Below are 18,170 nucleotides of genomic sequence, written 5' to 3' on the forward strand. Positions count from 1 at the left end.
GAAGCTGCCGGTGAAGACCGGCAGCAACGTGATTTCTGATTATTTTACGATTTTGACGTCCGGCAGACTGCCGGTCAGGCCGTTATAAATATCCGGTTTAAAACCGGTCACGCGGGCGCTGCTGGCCGAAAGAATTTTGCGGTTACCCAGCAGGATCACCGGAGGATCGTTCGCCAGCACTTTGTACAGCTCATGATAAATCGGCTTACGTTTTTCGATATCCAGCGTGGCGTTGCCTTCGTTGATCAGCTTATCCACTTCAGGATTGTTGTAGCCGGATTCCGCAGACTCTGTGCTGTAGTAATCCCATACGCCATCATGCGGATCGTTAAGCGTACTGGTGCTGAAAGACGCCAGATCGTAGTTCCCCGCTTTGCGTTGCGACATCAGCGCGTTGAAGTCCACAACCTGCGGTTTCAGCAGCACGCCGATTTTCTGGTAGTCTTCTTTGGCGATCGGGATCAGCGCGTCGTTGAGCACTTTTTTGCTGACCAGCAGCGTCAGTTCCAGACGTTTACCGTCTTTCACACGGATCCCGTCTCCGCCCGTTTTCCAGCCCGCTTCATCGAGTAATTTATTGGCCTTCGCCGGATCAAACGTGTACGGGTTCACGCCGTCGGTGTTATAAGCCCAGGAGATCGGCGCGATCGGCTCAATCGCCACAGTGCCGTAACCCTGATACACCACGTCGATCAGCTTCTGGCGATCCAGACCGTAGATCAGCGCCTGACGCACTTTCACATCCTGCAAAGCCGGACGCCGGACGTTAAATTCAATCTTGCTGTAATCGCTGGATCCGTACAGGTTGATGTTGGCAAAACCGAGCATTTTCAGCTGTTCGATATCGTCCGGACGTGAGGTAAAGGCGTCATAATCGGTATCACCGGTCTGGAATAACTGGAAGTTGGTCGACGGATTGGTCACGCGATAGATAAAACGCGGAGTCGGTGGCACGCCACGGTAATAGTTTGGATTGGCGTGGAAGCGGATCTCCTGCCCCGGAATGTACTTGTCGTAGACATACGGGCCGTTACCGAGCGGTTTGCCATGCAACGTACGCAAATAATCCAGATTGCCGCGCTGATAGCCTTTGCCGTAATAGGCTTTCGACAGCACCGGACCGCCGATTTTCTGCAACGTGGTGGCGCCCGGTTGTGTGGTGGTAACCTGCAACGTCAGCGGGTCGATGACTTTCAGGCCGCTGACGCTGTCGGCTTTGCCTTGTTTGTATTCGTCACCACCAGCAATGTGTGCCAGCGTGATATCGGTGTCGCCATCGTATTTCGGGTCATACAACACCGTCAGGGTAAAAGCGACGTCTTCAGCAGTCAGCGGTGAGCCGTCACTGAATTTCAGGCCAGAACGTAATTTGATGGTATAGGTTTTACCGTCCGGGCTGACGGTCCAGCTATCTGCCAGTCCTGGCACCAGTTTTCCCTGGCTGTCCCAGTCGATCAGACGGGCAAAAATCACGTTAGTGACGTTTTCATCCCAGCCATTCACAAAGAAGTAAGGGTTAAAAATACCCTGTGGTTCGGAGATCCCGGCGATCACGGTATCCGTTCGTGATTTTGCTGCCGCAGGCACCTGACTGGCATCCGTCGCAGGTGTGATGCCTTCTTTCAGCACGTCATCCGCAAAAGTATGTGCAGAAAACATCACGGCGCTGGCCAGTAATGCTGTCTTAAAAGAGACCGCGCGACGGGCGCGATGCGCAAGCCGCCCGGAGGCAGAAGTGAGTAACGTAGCCAAGTGACATCCCTCATCAGTAAGTGTGCAATGAATTTACAAAACATGACGAAGAGTAAGGTTGCGATCCGGCCTTGTCTAACAACGAAAAAATATGGCTTATAGTTATTAGTTATTTCTTAAAGCTGTAATTCATAAAATTAAATACATAAAAATCATATGCTTATTCGATTTATGTGTAACTGGCCTCAAAGCTCACTTTTGAAGGTGGCGATGGAATGGCGATGTATTTTGCCTCCCCCTCACCTTTTACCCTGACCGCGCAATCACAGCCGGTGATCATTGATGAAGTGCTGGGACTTTGCAACAGGATAAAAAAACCCGCCATCGTCGGCGGGTTTCTTGTTTAATGCATTTGAAGAGATTGCTGCTGATGCTTGTCAGGATGCAACAGAACAGCATGTACCGTTCCGGGTTCAACAATAATGTCAGCAATAGACTCATGGGTTTTAAACGTGCAACTGCAATTGATATTCTGACACTGGTGATAACGTTCTTTGGTGTTAAGGCTCAGATAACGGCTGGAACGGGCGTGTGCTGCGTGTTGGCATTTCGGGCAGTGCATCATAATAATCACCATGTAATCATTTTAATCAGATGCAATCATTGTAAACATACATCTGACATTACAGTGATTTACACATTCAGCTTATTCAGCACCGTCGCTTTCCGTCGCCTCATAACTCACATCCGACAGCAACACCTCAAGATTCAACGTCGTCACAAAGCCGCTGCCGCCCAGGCTGTGTGTCACCTTGCTGATTATCCAGGGCTGCGCGTCGATCACGGATTTGAATCCGGACACCGCCACCGGCGTCTCCGGGAATAAGTCAGCCCGTCCGCGAGCCAGGGAGATCGAGAACTCCGCGACACCGCGCTGGAGTTTGTCCCACTTCGCCTGAGCTGCCCGCATGGCGGCCTTTTGCGTGGCGTAGATGGTGGTTAGGTTAAACACGTTTTCATCGCTGCCCGCCAGATAATCTCCTTCTTTAGCCTCCGGCGTTTTCTGCACCTTCGCGCTGGTCTTCTTTGCCTTCGGATGTTGCAGGGCGCGCAGGTACTGTACTTTCTTTTTCCGCTGAACCTTCACCTTTTTCGGCTTCGGGTCTTTGGTATGCAACCAGCTTGCCGATACGCCGGTATAGGCTCCCTGCACGCGGGTCATCAGCGTCTGCGTCACCGACGGCTCCACGCTGAATTTTTTATTCAGGTCGCCGGTGTCCACCGAGTTCAGCTCAGCAATACGGGACAGGAAGGCGTTAAATTGAAAACGTGTAGTTTGTTTCATGCGTTTTTTTCCAAATTGGTTAACGGGTTAATAGCGGATATCGTGCTTAGCAGTCGGTGAAATTGGCTGCATCACCCTTGCCGCCGCCGCTTGAAACGGGACGCTGCGTGTAGTTCTGCGGCGCGGATTTCTCCAGCTTGCCTTTCAGCGTGCTGAACTGTTCGCGATCGTCTTTCGCCGATTTCTCCAGCGCGTTCAGACGTTCCGTCACGGTGCCCTCCAGCGCGGACAGCTTTTCATCAGTGGCTTGCAGGCCGGTTTCGACGTGTTCTACCACCACTTCCACGGCGTCATGGACGTCTTTAAAGCGGGCATCATCCGAGGCCGATTTGCTGGAAAGCAGTTGTTTCACGCGGGAGAACAGCGACGGCGCAGCCGGTGTTTCTTCCACAAACTCGAACGCCGTTTCTTCGGCGGCGGTAAAGAGGTTTTCTGCACTTTGCTTACGGCTTGCCAGTGGGTTCTGCTGTGCCTGCGCGCTGAATTGCAGGTACTCGGTGCCGAGGCTTGCGGGGCTGTCGGTCACGGCCAGGCCGATCAGATAGGCTTTGCCGGTGTCGGAAAACGAGGGGTTCACTTCGATGGAGGTGTAAACCTTCTGGCGGGCATTCACCATTGAGACTAAATCCGGCGTCGGGTCGATATCGGCATACAGTGCCAGCTTGCCTTTCAGCGCACCGTCAGCCACTTCTTCGGCGTAAACGCCGGTGACATCGCCGTACATACGAAACGCACTGTCAGGGAAATAGCCCTTGATGTGCTCCATGTTGATGCGTGCGCCATAGACCTTCGGGTCATAGGTCGCGGCCATCTGTTCAATCCAGTCGCGGGTAATTTCGCGGCCGTCGGTGGTCGCCCCTTCGGTACAGATGCGAAAACGCTTCGCTTTTGTTGCCATGTTTATGACTCCAGTCGGTGTGTGCTTCTGAGAAATCCAAGTTTCCAGACACACGCCCGACACCGCCAGCCGATGCGGGTTGATGCTCCATGGCACAACGTGGACAGCAGGAAAATCAGCAGTCCGCTCGTTAACGTGGCAGTCATGAAAATGACAAACTCAATCCTCATCAGCGACCCACGGCGACAGGCGGCACTGCTTTACTGGCAGGGTTTTTCCGTTCGCCAGATTGCAGAGACGCTGACCCAAAAAATACCGACGGTGCAGAGCTGGAAAACGCGCGATGCGTGGGAGAACGCCGCGCCGATTTCCCGCGTTGAATCCAGCCTGGAAGCGCGGCTGATCCAGCTCACGGTCAAAGACGTCAAAGGGAATGCGGATTACAAGGAAATGGAGGCGTTAGGCCGGTTAATGGAACGCCTGGCAAGGGTGACCGCCGCCAGCGGCGGCCAAAGCCCTAACATTCTGGAGTTTTACTAATATGAGTAAGCGCAAATTCCGCAAAGCGGCACAAAGCACAGTCACCGCCACTACGCAGCAGAACGGCGGCGCGGAGGCGTTCAGCTTTGGCGACCCGACGCCGGTATTAGACCGCCGTGAAATTCTGGATTACATCGAATGCACGGGAAACGGCCAGTGGTATGAGCCGCCGGTCAGCTTTGACGGGCTGGCTCGCACGCTGCGGGCAGCGGTGCATCACAGCTCATCACTGTATGTGAAACGTAACATTCTGGCCTCGACCTTTGTCCCGCACCCGCTGTTATCACAGCAGGAATTCAGCCGGTTCGCCCTGGATTATCTGGTGTTCGGGACTGCGTTTTTAGAAGTGATCCGCAACCAACTCGGCGACGCCGTGGTCATGAAAACCGTCCCCGCCAAATATGCACGACGCGGGGTTGAGCCAGACACCTACTGGTTTGTGCAGCAATGGAAAGAAGCGCATCAGTTCGAAACCGGCAGCGTGTTTCATCTTATTGAACCGGACATTAATCAGGAGCTATACGGCCTGCCGGAATATCTCAGCGCGCTGAACTCAGCCTGGCTTAATGAGGCCGCGACCCTGTTCCGCCGTAAGTACTACCAGAACGGCGCGCACGCCGGATATATCCTGTATATGACCGACGCGGCGCAAAGCAGCTCAGACATCGATCAGATGCGCAAAGCGATGCGGGACACAAAAGGGCTGGGGAATTTCCGCAACCTGTTTATGTACGCGCCGAACGGTAAACCGGACGGGATCAAAATTTTGCCGCTGAGTGAAGTCGCGACGAAAGACGATTTCTTCAATATCAAGAAAGCCAGCCAGAACGATTTACTTTGTGCGCATCGTGTGCCGCCGCAGATGATGGGGATCATTCCAGAGAACAGTGGCGGGTTTGGCGATTCAGTGAAGGCGTCACAGGTATTTGTCCGGAACGAACTGACGCCATTGCAGGAGCGGTTTAAGGAGCTGAATGCGTGGTTTGGGGAGGAGGTGATTAGGTTTACTTCTTATGAACTTACGCCGGATTAGGACTTTTAACACTGCGATATTGAGCTAAACTCACCATCTTAGCTGTCCAAATCAGCTACGAACGGGAAATTTAGTCATTATTCAACTAGTAACCCAGCAACAAATAAATAGCAAAAACAGGGAGTTAGGAATACAAGTTCTACTTATTTCAGCGCAGGTCTACCTTGCCAATTTCTATGAGCTTAGTTCGTAGGGCTGCGGCAGCAGCCCTTATATAATGATTTTTATTACTTAGAATTACCAGTAACCAGACGAGTAATCTTCTTAGATGATACTTTCCCTTAACATATATGCAGAAACTTCACCTTTATCAATTAAGAATTTTAAAATCGTTAATGTGCATTTTTTTAATTCCGCTGATTTCTTGACTTTTTCCTTATTTTCATAAAGATAGAATTTAATATTTTTATCTAGATAAAATAAAGTATTGTTTTCTATATTCAACTCCTGCAAAGAAGGGTTGCTGTCAATAATTGTTGCTAGCCAATATAAACCATCATCTAGGTATTCACTACCTATGTCGCTGAATAATTTAGCGAGAGCTAATAAAGTAGCGGGATGTTGTCCAAATTTGTCACTGACAATTTTAAAAAATCGTTTATCTCTAGGTTCGAAGGTATGCCATGATTTAGCACTGTCTTTCCAGCGTTGAACGAATAAATAAGCTTTTATGATTTCCCCTATACGATAATTATAGTGAAAATCATTAATTAAAATTTCCAATGAAGGTAATAACTTTTTCCATATATACCAAAAATTATCGTGCTTCGCTAATCTATCCTGAGTCAGGACAATTTCATTCAAACAATCAACAGTAAATTGTGAGGGTGTTAATGCATCTATGAAAGGTTGTAATAGTTCGTCTAAGTCATTCTCATTAGCAGATAAGATAAAATGAGCGTAACACCTAAGAATTTTAACCTTAATTATATACTCAGTACCACTATCTTTTTTATCTAAATATGAAAATGCTGAACTAATAATGTCAATAAAAAGATTTTTATAACTAATCATAGCCCCAGATGGGATCATTGATAATGCAACATTCATAGCAACTAGATCAAGATCCTTGATATGCTCTGGTAAAGGATAAGGAATTTCATTATTAATAAAAGAGTTGATCTCATCTTCATTTTCATTTAAAAAACGAGTTAGAACTTGCGTGAAATCGGGCTGATATATTCGGTTATGTAAAGCCGTTGCTCGTATCTCTATAACTAAATTAGCGCGCTTTCTAACTAGTCTAATGTATGAAAACAGTATAGATTGTGCATCCTGTATATTCTCTGTCCACAACTGCATCACGTAGTTAGTAGCGAAACTATAGAAATAATCCCCTCCCATAAAACCAATTGGATGAGTGTTAAAAAGAGAATATAAGACAATAATTTTTATTTGATCTGAATATGTAGGATTAAATGAGATGATATCAGGGAGTACATAAAAACAGTAGTCCACCCCTGAACCATGCTGAAATTGATATGATGATTGCAAGGTCAAGCTAAGGGTTTCTAAAATTTTTGATATGCAGTACTCAATATCTTCTGAAGACAATGTATCTTTATAATATTTTACAAGCGTTGTGAAAACATAAATTGGCGTATGAATATTTAAAATATTGAACGTATCTAAATTCGTCTCAAAATCATCCATTCGATGGGATGATAATCGAAGTATCTCTTTTGCTTCGGCGAAAGCCAATCCAGGATTGTCATCATATTTCTTGCACTCTTTTGATATTTCATTTTTTTGTAGTTTTCCTTTAGCCCAATGATTCAAATGAATAAATTTGAGTTCCTCACTAACCCTTTTTAATGATGTTTGGGAATACTGCATAATATCATCATCTAGATTAGGACTAAAAGTTACTACGGTCTGACCATCAATACTTTGAGTGGAAAGATCCATTTTCCTAATATCAATTCTAGCAAGACAAAGCCGCCATAGTTTTTTTTCTTCTGAATCTTGTAGATTTGGAAGTTCGGCATAATAATTGTCGAGTGTTTTCCATAACCCTTCGCGCTGCAACAGATATTTTTCTTCTGTAAGATCACATACATTTGTGATTTGATAGTTAAAAAACAAGCTCTCAAGCGACAATTTTCTATGTTTATCATCACAAGCTTGTAGCCTTGTGATTTCATGTAAATCCGTACTTTCAGGTTTTCCAATAAGTTGATTGGTACTATTAATTTGCCCTTTTAGAGATTGATCTAAAAGAAATCTTCTATTATCGTAAAGGATGAAATCCTTTATAGAAAATAATATTTTAGCGATGTTGTATGTCTTATTAGGAAAGGCAAGGACTACACTATTGACTAATCCATAAATTATAACACTATTGGATTTTTCCAGTAAATATAACAACCAATATTCTAGAGTCTTCCCTGAAGTAGTCTCCCCTCTGTCAGTGCAATATTTCTCGAGTGCCATAAGTATAGAGGTAACTAAATTTGGAACATTCCCAGCAGATCCACGATACATGCACCAAAATATTTCATTTGAAAAAATTTTACGTTTGAAATGCGAGTTATGAACATCGAGTTGTAAAAAATTGCTCTCGCCATAATATTTGACAAAGCTGTTAGCCACTGAATTAATAAATTCGATAATGAAATCTATAGTTTCTTTTTGGCTTGAGGCTAATAGAAAAATAATAGGTGTTTGATAAGGACTTTCAGGATAATATTTTAGTTTGTAATCGTCAGTAACACCATAAGGTTCTTCTTCTGAATCTCGACCATGGAATACAGAATCATCCTTGTTACTATAGTCTTTCAACCAAAATAGTTTGGCAAGCAAAAGCGTCTTCTCTGGCAGGTTGTTTACAATATGTAAGCCGGTCATTTCTGTTAGAATTAGATAAGAGAGTCCAATATATGGAGAATCATGATTTACGTATTTCTTCGTAACAATCTCATTCAGAATGGTTGATAATTCATCTTTTATTTCTTTAGCACCATATGAAATTGTAGATAGAAGATGATGAGCATCGTCAGGTTTTGATATTCGACGATATCCTTCCGATTGATAAAACTTCAATGCAATTAAAGCACTTAGCCTTGTGGTATAGCCTTCTTTGTGCTTATTGTTCCAATCATATAAGATAGGAAGGATATAGTTAGCATGAGTTTTATTTAGTTGATTAACTTTTCTATACAAGAACTCAATCAATGAATTCCAACCATCTCCTTTAGGCATTGTAAATAACGATCCATAGGGTAAAATTGTTTTAGCTATAGGCTTCAACCCTAAATTTTCAAATGCTCGACTGTCAAATTCCTTACATGCGATTCTCAGCATAAAACATATTCTTTTGAATAATTCGAGTTTAGTGGTGATAAGCTCCTCATCAAAAAGATCAAAGAAATTTTTAGAATATTTTGAAAGCAATACAGAAACAATAACTTCGTCTTTCCAGAAAGAATCGAGCATCTCATCGTCAATGAGATCTTCAATAAACTTTTCTATACTATTAGTATCTGAAGACAATTGATCTGACATCCAATTTCTAAATGCCCTTCTTATGGGAAGAGAAGATCCAATATTCATAAAGAAGCTAGAAGTTGATACTTTAACATTATACTCTTGATTGATTTTTATTTCTAATGCCCACTCTTCGTATAAGTCATGAGCGATGAAATAGGTATTTTTCTCGCTACCGAGAATACCATCTGCTACCAATTCATTGATGACATCAATGCTGTCATTATCAGCTTTTAGAAAAAACACGCCTTTACTTGCGCGTTCAAAAGCTAATTTCAAGAAAACTTGTTCTCTTTTAATATTTCTGCACTTTATCTTAGTACTCCAAAGTTTATTTTTGAAATTAGCATAATCAAATGATTCGTGACTATTAAATAGCTTCAGGTATTCATTAAGATACAGGGGTATCTGCAACAGGTCGATTAATTTATCATCCTTTGGCAAGGGAAAACAATTCGAAGTTGCTAAATATTTTAGCTCATCAATTTCTATTGATGGAATATATATTGTTAGTGGCTCCGAATCTAATACTTCAATACAAAGGAAATTTAAGTCATCAAGGTAGGTTAATCGTGTGGTAAATATTATTTTCCAGTCGTTATTTGAGATTAGGGAAATAAATTCTTTTATTGGATCCTGATTTGATAAATCTAGTAGTTTTTCAGCAGAGTCAATGACTATTATCTTATTTTCATTCTCTTCGAAATATTCGGCAAAATCGTATATACTACCACCGTCGTAGCTTAGTTCGTCTAACCTATTAATCTCGAACTCTGAAGCTTTAAAAACAAAAATTGGAATTGTGTTTTTTACTTTATTATAAAGATTTTTTATTTCAACAGTTTTACCTATTCCACCTACGCCGCTTAAGATGGAAACTTTATATGAAGAAGTATTTTCAAGTTGACTGAGAATACTTCCGCGGTTAAATATTATTTCATTCTCTTTATATATTATTTTTTCTTGTATTGATGATAAAATTAAGCTTGTGTGATTATCTAGATAACTAATAAAATTAATTAAATTTGATTCAATCTGAAAGAAGTATTTAGATATTTTTTTGCAGTCAACACATACAAAATGGGACTCAAAGAAACTAGCAGTACACCATTGCAGTTCAATGTTAAGCCTAAGCGCTTCCTTTTCTATATCCATTAATGCTTTACTTTTAGTGGCTGATTTTCCTTTTAAATGAACTTGTCCCCACTCTTGATTTGAATAAAAAATGATTACATCAATGTCAGGATAGTCTCTTTTAGCTTTTTTTAAAGTATCTAAAATATCTTGCTTATGCCTTGTCAAACTCGAGTCATAGAATTTTGCTTGAAAACCAATACGTTTATTTTCATGAGTAATAGGATTGGTTTCAATTGCTGATTGATTTTTATATCTAAATACTCCGTAAGACCTTTCATAGGTTTTACAAAATAGTAAATAGCAAAGCCATTCAAAATGATATTGAGGGTTGTCGCTGAATTTTGCCTTAAATATATCCCAATCTGGTTTTACCATTGTTAACTCCATTTATTTTAACCTTTTGAGCGCATGCTTTACGATGTTGTCTCACCTCTTCCGGAACTGAGTTTACTGTAATATCTGAATATTCCAAGGCCCAGCTTCGATATGAGCTAATGAAGCTAAGAGTAGCTTCGTTCCATTACAGAATTCAATCCCTATTGGCAGACGTTATCGCTGTATACGAAGCTGAGCGAACGTCCTGATATCTCATCTATTATCATTAAAAATCACCTAATCCTCGCATAGTCTGTATTCGTATGAAATCGCGTCAAAATCTGAAGAAAAGGAAGAACGTGCGTACATGCAACTGATTGCGCCGTTTTTAACAGATCACAGCTTGGCGCGCGCAATGTTACCCGCCTGCCCGCTTCGGACTTGGTTCACTGTTTTTAATGCATGACTAAGAGCGCCCCTAAGCCCAGCAGTAGGGGCGAACAGGCATTTTGTGATCCTTTCTGGATCATGCAAAAACATGCAGGTGATGCATGCATAGCTCCTGAGAGAGCTATGCACCGAAATCAATGGATTTTGCCCGCACCGTTTACATCAAAGTTAACGGCAAGTAACTCCTCTTTTGCGGTTACCGCCATTTCCGCAATCCAAATGGCAACCATCTCACGTTCATCATGATCGCAATCTGTAGATGTGGCTAACTTGGCAATTAACGCGATCCTCTCCAACAATGCTGCCGTTTGTAATCCTTCCATTCCACCTCATTTAACTGTGTATTTATACAGTATAGTAGGTTTTTCTGATATGATTTCCATAAATTTCTGAATGTTATGAATAGCAATTATCAATCACCCGAATGCTTTGCCTGCAAAATAGACAATCCCCGCTTTGCGGTATAAGTCCATATTGTTCAAGTGGTTTTTTGGGTGTATGTTTTCCCTACAAAACATAAGGAGTTGTTAACAATGGCTATACCAGCGTATTTATGGTTGAAGGATGACGGCGGAGCAGATATCAAAGGTTCTGTCGATGTTAATGGACGTGAAGGTTCAATTGAGATTCAAGGTTTCGGCCACTCTCTTCATCTTCCAACTGACGGGGCTACAGGCAAGATCACTGGCACACGTATACATGCGGCATTAGGTTTTGAGAAAGAATTCGACAGTTCCAGCCCTTATCTCTACAAAGCGACCGCCACCGGTCAAACCCTCCAATCTGCCGAATTCAAATGGTACAGAATCAACGATGCAGGTCAGGAAGTTGAGTACTTCAACATGTATCTCGAAGGCGTCAAAATTGTATCAATCTGCCCAACAATGCACCATATCAAAAACCCAGCCTTCGAAAAGCATAACCACAACGAAAGTGTTGAGCTTCGCTATGAAAAAATCACATGGAAATATTGTGACGGTAACGTAATTTTTGCCGACGCCTGGAATGAGAGAGTGACAGCTTAAATGGCTATCACCTGTAGCTATGTATTAAATGGGATGGAAACATCAATTCTGAGTTGTGCTGGTGTCGGCAATTTCCCTGCCTTCTCCGGCCAGTTAGTGGGGCGAAATAACCCGACATTAACTAATATCGCTGATCTGGGACCACTTCCTACAGGGCGTTACTTTATTGTCAGTCGCGTATCTGGGGGGCGCTTAGGCGGCATACGAAATGCTGTCCTTAAATATGGTTACGGCACTGACAGAGAAACATGGTTTGGACTCTATCGCGATGACGGAAAGATAAACGATGAAACTTTTATTGAAGGAGTTAAACGTGGAAGTTTCCGGCTTCATCCAATCGGACCACAGGGACTCAGTGAGGGCTGTATTACCATGACATCACAATCCGATTTTGATTATCTTCGGACTGCATTGCTGGGTACCTCAATGATCGGTGTACCTGGGTCTTCGCTCAAGGCACACGGTACGATCAGGGTTACACTCGGATGAAGTGGGTTAAGTATTTTTTTGCCGCATTGGGCTACCTTGCGGCGTTCTGCGTACTGATGACCATCAGTACTCAAGTGATTGACAGCTTTGTTACAGGTGAACAGATAGAAGGTTTCGCTCAATTTTGGGGAATACATGACATAGAGGGAACGCTAGACCTTTATGTCGATGCATCGCTAATTATCTCAGGCTTAGTATCTGTTCTGGTGATCCTGTTGTGTCGCATTTATATCCGGCGATATTTAGGATCATCAGACTGAAATACTCAGCGATTGGCATATTACGCCCACCAGGGCGTTTCTTTAGCTAAACTCCGGCCAATCCTCAACCATTCCGAAATGTATTTCTGTATCACCTACTTTCAACGTAGCTCCGCGGCTTAATGCCTCCAGCTCCCAGCGCACAGCAGTGATGTTGCTTTTCATCAATTCTCGCTCAATTTCAGGCAAGCGCGCCCGTTCTTCAGCAGTCAGTCTTGCCGATGGAGCAACATCCCGGGCTTTTGTTGGGTCAAAAGTTCGCTGTGCCTTGCTGACTCTCGGAGTTTCCTCCCTTATACGCGCCACAATCGCCCTCACGGCGGCTGTGTCTGTCCAGTCAATAACTCGCAGGTTGTCAGAATTGGACGCCGTAGTAGTGCTCCCAGCGCGGCTATCACGCAAATTTGTGTACTCTTTTTTTCCACCTAACCCACAGTTATTGACAGGACTCCGAGGCGCGCCGGAGGCGCTTTTTAAGGTCAAAACCTCAACGTCAACGGCAGAAGAAACGATCCGCCATTGTGTTGTACGGGTTTCATAAACACGGGAGTCGCCGAGGTGAGGCGCGAAAATACCCACAACCTTTTTCACTTCCTCATCGTATGCGTTCAGCTCATTAGCAACACGGCGGGCAACACGCACCGTCTGGTCGTCACGGGAAACATTTGCCCCGCCCTGGGCTGACATGTACGCCATAAAATCACCGGCATCAGCAGCAGCGCGAACGGCTTCCACTTCTTCGTCAAAGGTTTCAGTCAGACTGATGGAACGGATGCGGCGGCACTCACGGTATGAACCCATGGTTGGCAGGCCGATAGGATGGAACTGGGGGATCCGCCAGGTAGCAGCCCAGGCGGTGACAGCGGCAGCGGAATCTGTCAGCAGCTCGCCGGTTTCGTGGTCGCGCTCGCCTTCCAGTGCATAACCGTCGATGTTCTTTGCAATGTATTTGGCAATATAGCCAGCCGCGCCGCCACGGTTCATGTGCTTACAGTCAAAGCGGTTCTTTGCCGCCCCGCGCTCGTCACCGTCTTCTTTCATGGCGTATTTGCGCATGATATCGATCACCCGCTGACGCATGGCGGGCTTAGTGAATAACATCATGTGCCAGTGCGGTGTCGCATCGTGGTGAGGCTCGACAACGCGCATCCCGTAAACAGACAGACCGCTATCCTTGAACGCGGTGCGCATTTTGCTCCAGATCCCGCACAGATAACGCTGCGCATCTTTCGGGGTAAAAGCTTCTTTGTCCCAGGCGTGATTTCGCTGAACGCGCTTTTTATCGCCCTTACCCACCATGCGGGTCGGGTGATATTTAGAAGGCGTGGTGATGGTCAGGAACATCCCGACGTCGCCATTTGCAGCGGCATATTTTTCGGTGCCGGCGATCGTGCTCATTAACTCCATGCGGCGGATTTCAGGGTTTGAAATACTTGCCATCACTTTGTCGATCAGACTGAAACGCTCGCCGGTTTCGATGTTTTCCAGATCGCAGCTTTTCAGGTAGTCGAGATTCGACAGGCGTCGCGCACGTACTTCACGGATGGCCTGCTTACTGGCATAGGGGGAGGCATCGCGGTTAACCTTGCCGATGGCGATCAGCAACGATTCACGCCAGCGGGTGCGCTGACCTTTCAACTGGCGTAACCACCAGTCCGGATTAACCAGGCGCGACATGATTGCGATAAACCCTCTGGCTTAAATGGCGGTGCAGATGGTGCATAGTGGCATTTAAAGATTAAGAGTGGCTGGTGGTGTCAGTACTCACTTACATTGTAAGCCTGCATATACGGTATAAACAGGCTTCCGCACTGGGTTTTGTGCCTTAAAAGATCCTTTTTCAGAATGTATGGCTTATAGCTTTTAAACAGTAAGGTGGAAAAGCCGCCAAAACGGCTAATGTGGAATAATTTCCTGATCACACCCAGTAAGCACTCACTAACCACGCAGGACCTACTGTAAAAGAGATAACGTCACAGCCTCCTCTGCTTCCCTCCGATTCGTGCCAATTAAAAACGGCGTATCTCTGTGAAGATACGCCGTTCGTTTAAAAGGGGATGACGTACGATCAGGCTGCGGTCTTTTTGCTACGTGAACTGACTTCGGCGAGGATCTCTTTTTGTTTATTCTTCTCACCAATCATCTTGTACCAGCCAGAAAGCTTACGCAGATCCGGCAGCGTGGCTTTCTCTTCGACATCGTAAGCGCTTAATTTTTCACGATACTCTTCGAAGATGGTGATACAGCGGCGCGCCCACTCGCCTTCCAGTGCTGAACCGGCCACCGCACGCGGGCGACGTGGTAAGCGCGGACGCAGCGGTTTGCTGGCTTCCGGTGCGGATTCATCCACATAGGCAAACTTGATGGATACCACAGTCCTGCCCTGCTTCACCGGCTCCCAGACGACGGAGATATCGGTATTGGCGTTGATCCGGTTGATCGTCGGCTCAAGCAGTTTCTGGCGGAAGTCACGATAGTCCTCGTATTTACCCGCCAGACCGGCCTTCTCGCGCATCCAGTTGAGATCCAGCGTCACTTCTATGGCTTTACCGCTGCGACGCCCGTAGAGGTTCTTAGCTTTGATGAGCCAGCCATACAGACGCACAGAGAACGGGGTGTCGAGTTTCGCAATGTTCGCAAAATTCAGCTTGGTAAAAGACTCTTTAAGTTCATAGAGATACGGCGCAACGTCCTGTCCGAACCGCAGCACCACCGCGCTGTGATCGTCACTGCTTACGTATTCGAGACGCGAGAACCAGGAAAGCTGGACGGTACGAACCTTGCCGGTTTTGATGTCCGGTTTGTAAATGGTGACCGGCTTTTTCATCAGGCTTTCAGCTGCTTCGCGTAACTGGCGATGGCTGCTTGTCGGGTTTACCCCGTAGATCCGCTGATAATCCTGAGGGAAAAGTCGATAAAGCGTATCTGGCTGAGGTTTCCTGCTATCAATTTGCGCCAGCGCCAGGTTAAGCAGGCGCATTTCGTCCAGAGTGACGCTGTAAGCGCCTTCAAGAAGATCATTCCCCTGAACTACGGTGAGTTTATTCAGTTCCATGTAGCAGGATCCATAAGTGGAAAGTAGGTAAATTATTCCACATAAAAAATGCTGTCGTAAAGCAAAAACAAGGGTTATTTACTCCTTTAAAATCAGTCAATTAAATAAGGATCCGAAAAGTCTGATCAGGAAAAATCTCCACATAAGGTTTTCCGCGCCATCAGGGATCCTTTTTTTAACACACTGGATCGTCAGACTTTTTACAGGAAATTACTCCACTTTAAAGCCGGAGGATCGTTGCGCCGTATTCCCCCTGAGTTTCTCTTCAACAGCGTTCCCGGATCAGAAAATCTCTCCACATATAATCGCTACCGGTGAAAAAACGCCCGAAATCCACTTTGTGATCCCCTTCTCACTTCGTCCGGGACGGTGTTTTTCCTGCCAGAGCGGATCTACAGGAAAACTTTCCACGTATCACGCCTGCGGGGATCAGAAAATGTCTCCACGTTTAGAAGCAGGCGATCAAATAAACAGGAAATCATTCCACATATGTACCGCAATCGTTCTTTCAGAAAATCTTTCCACATATATACGGATCTGGGATCAGGAAATGTCTCCACCTTAACGCCATATCGCTGTTTTCATCCTGCCGGATACCCTGAATATCAACTCTTTTGATCAGGAAATCACTCCACATATCAGTGCGTGACAATGTCACATTATTTTTAATGCATTGATTTATAGATAATAATTAAAAGCACAGGGAGTGATCAGACCGAAATAGGATCAGATAATGTTTCCACATATGGGTTTCCGGGATCAGGAAAAGTTTCCACATAGGCTTTTGCAGGCCACCCTAAATCATGCGGATCTGCCCTGCCCGTACGGATTCCAGATCCGTTATCGGAGACAAGTGACATGACGTGACGCTGTCACAGGAAATTGTTCCACATATTGGCCTGACTGGCAGGATCAGGAAATCATTCCACTTATGATAAATCCCTGTTGTGGCATGATATTTGCGGTCGTATCGCGAAAACGGGAGGCCAGACAATGAGGAGATCGTGATATCCACAGGAAATTACTCCACGCAGATAATGGATTGATCCGTAAAGAAATTATCCACAGAAAAAGACTCTACATACGACATGAAAAGGATCCACATCCAACAGGAAGGATCTCCACTTCGCGCAGGAAAAACCTCCACAATACCCGCTGTAACCTTATGATAATAAAAAGTAAAAACCGTCTCTAAAGAGAAAGATCTAAACTTAAAAAAGAAACAAAACACTATTTGATCTTGGGATCTGATTAACAACGCAGAAGATTTTTCAGGAAGGGAAAAGCGAGGGTGATTGCCTTGTCAGGCTGGGATCTTAACGGGATATCGCCGGAAACGGGTCTGTTAAGACCCGATCCCGCTCGCGATCAACGTATCAGGCGCGTTCGTTAGTGATAAGCCAGGCTTCGATCAACTCTGTCAGGACGTCTTTCATTTCACGATCCTGCAGGAAGCAGCTGGTTTTAAACCGGCGATGTAACTCTTCATCGATGTTGGTCTGTAACTTTTTCACTGATGCTGGCGGTTTAGACACAGCTTCCAGCGCTGTGGTCAGTTGCCTGTGCTGGCCAAGTTTCATTTTCATTTCAGCAACTCCGTAATTTCTTTGGTCATAATTTCAATCTCGCCCTTCGCGTTTCCGTCTGTTGTATCGAAAACGGTTCCCCCATCCATCATTGTGCGGATGTACACCTGGCGCTGGGTGGTACCGGTACGTAATGCAGGAACGCCGGTATCGGCAATGGACTCTTTCAATACTTCAAGCATTTTAGCCGATGCCACTTTTTTGGTGATCAGAAAGCGCGCAATGACGGGCTGTAAGTTTTCACGTGCTTCAACAACGGCCAGGATAGCGCCACAGGCCGCGAAATCTAAAGGTGACGGTGTCACGGGGATCAGCACTAAATCACTGACCATAACAGCGGCTGAAGAAATGGCAGAGATTGCGGCTGCCCCATCGATCACCACGTAATCGTATTCTTTCAGTTGCTTGCGTACGGTATACACTTCTTTTTCAGAAGCGGCTTCTGCCAGGTCGAACTGGCATTTGCTTTCGTCGTACCAGTTACTGATACTTCCTTGCGGGTCGGTGTCGACCATAACGACTTTGTGTCCTTGCCGGGCAAGACAGGTTGCTATGTTTATAGACGTCGTGGTTTTCCCTACTCCGCCCTTTCCGTTCAGGAAAGAAATAATTTTCGCTGCCATGACAACCTCTGATGAAGTGTACAATGAAGATAACAGGATTCTAAAATCATAAGATTTCAGGATTCATAAAGTGTGTAATCACAGGATTCTGAGATTTTCTAATCCATGAATCACAGGATTGAGGTGCTACTATAAAGTTTGCATCCGGGGATTTCAATATTTAAGGATTATTGAATTATAATATCCTATGATTATGTAATCCTGCGATTCGGTGATTTCTCTATCTTATGAGTGTGAACGCTCTTTCTCCCATGATTTAGGGATTGCAGGATGAAAAGATTATGGGATTTTATGAT

Annotated in this window: 14 protein-coding genes and 3 pseudogenes; 6 read left to right on the plus strand and 11 right to left on the minus strand. The window is 45.0% G+C overall.

Annotated features, from left to right (window positions below; translation table 11 throughout):
- Positions 1–39 precede the first annotated feature (39 nt).
- The gene (locus EDF78_RS02140; RefSeq protein ID WP_243839416.1) at positions 40–1,659 is read right to left on the minus strand and encodes an ABC transporter substrate-binding protein; all 1,620 of its coding nucleotides are present in this window, start codon (positions 1,657–1,659) and stop codon (positions 40–42) included.
- A 308-nt stretch (positions 1,660–1,967) separates the two neighbouring features.
- Here EDF78_RS02140 and EDF78_RS25890 point away from each other — a divergent pair, with 308 nt between their 5' ends.
- The gene (locus EDF78_RS25890) at positions 1,968–2,099 is read left to right on the plus strand and encodes a hypothetical protein (RefSeq protein WP_279586761.1); all 132 of its coding nucleotides are present in this window, start codon (positions 1,968–1,970) and stop codon (positions 2,097–2,099) included.
- Here the strand turns inward: EDF78_RS25890 and EDF78_RS02145 are convergent.
- The 4 genes and pseudogenes from EDF78_RS02145 to EDF78_RS02155 form a co-directional block, all read right to left on the minus strand.
- The gene (locus EDF78_RS02145; RefSeq protein ID WP_133822406.1) at positions 2,096–2,317 is read right to left on the minus strand and encodes a DNA-binding transcriptional regulator; all 222 of its coding nucleotides are present in this window, start codon (positions 2,315–2,317) and stop codon (positions 2,096–2,098) included. The genes EDF78_RS25890 and EDF78_RS02145 overlap by 4 nt on opposite strands.
- An 81-nt stretch (positions 2,318–2,398) precedes the next feature.
- A pseudogene (locus tag EDF78_RS02150) lies at positions 2,399–2,902 on the minus strand (phage late control D family protein); the annotation flags it as partial.
- 9 nt (positions 2,903–2,911) lie between these two features.
- Positions 2,912–3,037: pseudogene (locus EDF78_RS25895) on the minus strand (P2 family phage major capsid protein); the annotation flags it as partial.
- Between the two features lie 46 nt (positions 3,038–3,083).
- Positions 3,084–3,935, minus strand: coding sequence for a GPO family capsid scaffolding protein (locus EDF78_RS02155; protein WP_133822407.1), 852 nt, complete (start codon positions 3,933–3,935; stop codon positions 3,084–3,086).
- A 144-nt stretch (positions 3,936–4,079) separates the two neighbouring features.
- Between EDF78_RS02155 and EDF78_RS02160 the strand changes: the two are divergent.
- Positions 4,080–4,367: pseudogene (locus EDF78_RS02160) on the plus strand (oxidoreductase); the annotation flags it as partial.
- Between the two features lie 49 nt (positions 4,368–4,416).
- Complete coding sequence (locus EDF78_RS02165) at positions 4,417–5,448, plus strand: phage portal protein (RefSeq protein ID WP_133822408.1); 1,032 nt, start codon at positions 4,417–4,419, stop codon at positions 5,446–5,448.
- 264 nt (positions 5,449–5,712) lie between these two features.
- Here EDF78_RS02165 and avs4 read toward each other — a convergent pair whose 3' ends face one another.
- Positions 5,713–10,446 (minus strand): AVAST type 4 anti-phage nuclease Avs4, encoded by a 4,734-nt coding sequence (gene avs4 / locus EDF78_RS02170; protein ID WP_133822409.1) that lies wholly within the window; start codon positions 10,444–10,446, stop codon positions 5,713–5,715.
- A 524-nt stretch (positions 10,447–10,970) separates the two neighbouring features.
- Entirely contained in the window at positions 10,971–11,159 is a 189-nt protein-coding gene (locus EDF78_RS02175) for a hypothetical protein (RefSeq protein WP_133822410.1), read from the minus strand.
- Between the two features lie 210 nt (positions 11,160–11,369).
- Here EDF78_RS02175 and EDF78_RS02180 point away from each other — a divergent pair, with 210 nt between their 5' ends.
- From EDF78_RS02180 to EDF78_RS02190, 3 genes are read left to right on the plus strand one after another with little or no spacing between them, the layout of a single operon-like run.
- Positions 11,370–11,861 carry an Hcp family type VI secretion system effector gene (locus tag EDF78_RS02180; RefSeq protein WP_133822411.1) on the plus strand — a complete coding sequence of 164 codons (492 nt, stop codon included), beginning with the start codon at positions 11,370–11,372 and terminating at the stop codon, positions 11,859–11,861.
- Positions 11,862–12,350, plus strand: a complete 489-nt coding sequence (locus EDF78_RS02185; protein ID WP_120349670.1) for a DUF2778 domain-containing protein — start codon at positions 11,862–11,864, stop codon at positions 12,348–12,350.
- The gene (locus tag EDF78_RS02190) at positions 12,347–12,610 is read left to right on the plus strand and encodes a hypothetical protein (protein WP_133822412.1); all 264 of its coding nucleotides are present in this window, start codon (positions 12,347–12,349) and stop codon (positions 12,608–12,610) included. Before EDF78_RS02185 ends, EDF78_RS02190 begins: the two co-directional genes overlap by 4 nt.
- 42 nt (positions 12,611–12,652) lie before the next feature.
- On the opposite strand, the gene EDF78_RS02195 is transcribed toward EDF78_RS02190, so the two are convergent.
- The 4 genes from EDF78_RS02195 to parA all read right to left on the minus strand — a co-directional run bounded on the left by EDF78_RS02195 (position 12,653) and on the right by parA (position 17,874).
- Positions 12,653–14,287 (minus strand): replication endonuclease, encoded by a 1,635-nt coding sequence (locus EDF78_RS02195; RefSeq protein WP_243839408.1) that lies wholly within the window; start codon positions 14,285–14,287, stop codon positions 12,653–12,655.
- Between the two features lie 391 nt (positions 14,288–14,678).
- Complete coding sequence (locus EDF78_RS02200; protein ID WP_119825736.1) at positions 14,679–15,665, minus strand: replication initiation protein; 987 nt, start codon at positions 15,663–15,665, stop codon at positions 14,679–14,681.
- A 1,376-nt stretch (positions 15,666–17,041) separates the two neighbouring features.
- Positions 17,042–17,251, minus strand: coding sequence for a plasmid partition protein ParG (locus EDF78_RS02205; protein WP_047607115.1), 210 nt, complete (start codon positions 17,249–17,251; stop codon positions 17,042–17,044).
- Complete coding sequence (parA, locus tag EDF78_RS02210; RefSeq protein WP_014341720.1) at positions 17,248–17,874, minus strand: ParA family partition ATPase; 627 nt, start codon at positions 17,872–17,874, stop codon at positions 17,248–17,250. Before parA ends, EDF78_RS02205 begins: the two co-directional genes overlap by 4 nt.
- Between the last annotated feature and the right edge of the window lie 296 nt (positions 17,875–18,170).

This window comes from Rahnella sp. BIGb0236 (assembly GCF_004364755.1).
Classification (GTDB): domain Bacteria; phylum Pseudomonadota; class Gammaproteobacteria; order Enterobacterales; family Enterobacteriaceae; genus Rahnella; species Rahnella victoriana.

What these genes read in the sequence shown, in the direction of transcription:
- EDF78_RS02145 (WP_133822406.1), bottom strand. Translation starts at nt 2,317, where the DNA reads ATGATGCACTGCCCGAAATGCCAACACGCAGCACACGCCCGTTCCAGC.
- EDF78_RS02185 (WP_120349670.1), top strand. Translation starts at nt 11,862, where the DNA reads ATGGCTATCACCTGTAGCTATGTATTAAATGGGATGGAAACATCAATT.
- EDF78_RS02140 (WP_243839416.1), bottom strand. Translation starts at nt 1,659, where the DNA reads ATGTTTTCTGCACATACTTTTGCGGATGACGTGCTGAAAGAAGGCATC.
- EDF78_RS02195 (WP_243839408.1), bottom strand. Translation starts at nt 14,287, where the DNA reads ATGTCGCGCCTGGTTAATCCGGACTGGTGGTTACGCCAGTTGAAAGGT.
- EDF78_RS02190 (WP_133822412.1), top strand. Translation starts at nt 12,347, where the DNA reads ATGAAGTGGGTTAAGTATTTTTTTGCCGCATTGGGCTACCTTGCGGCG.
- EDF78_RS25890 (WP_279586761.1), top strand. Translation starts at nt 1,968, where the DNA reads ATGGCGATGTATTTTGCCTCCCCCTCACCTTTTACCCTGACCGCGCAA.
- EDF78_RS02205 (WP_047607115.1), bottom strand. Translation starts at nt 17,251, where the DNA reads ATGAAAATGAAACTTGGCCAGCACAGGCAACTGACCACAGCGCTGGAA.
- avs4 (WP_133822409.1), bottom strand. Translation starts at nt 10,446, where the DNA reads ATGGTAAAACCAGATTGGGATATATTTAAGGCAAAATTCAGCGACAAC.
- parA (WP_014341720.1), bottom strand. Translation starts at nt 17,874, where the DNA reads ATGGCAGCGAAAATTATTTCTTTCCTGAACGGAAAGGGCGGAGTAGGG.
- EDF78_RS02180 (WP_133822411.1), top strand. Translation starts at nt 11,370, where the DNA reads ATGGCTATACCAGCGTATTTATGGTTGAAGGATGACGGCGGAGCAGAT.
- EDF78_RS02175 (WP_133822410.1), bottom strand. Translation starts at nt 11,159, where the DNA reads ATGGAAGGATTACAAACGGCAGCATTGTTGGAGAGGATCGCGTTAATT.
- EDF78_RS02155 (WP_133822407.1), bottom strand. Translation starts at nt 3,935, where the DNA reads ATGGCAACAAAAGCGAAGCGTTTTCGCATCTGTACCGAAGGGGCGACC.
- EDF78_RS02165 (WP_133822408.1), top strand. Translation starts at nt 4,417, where the DNA reads ATGAGTAAGCGCAAATTCCGCAAAGCGGCACAAAGCACAGTCACCGCC.
- EDF78_RS02200 (WP_119825736.1), bottom strand. Translation starts at nt 15,665, where the DNA reads ATGGAACTGAATAAACTCACCGTAGTTCAGGGGAATGATCTTCTTGAA.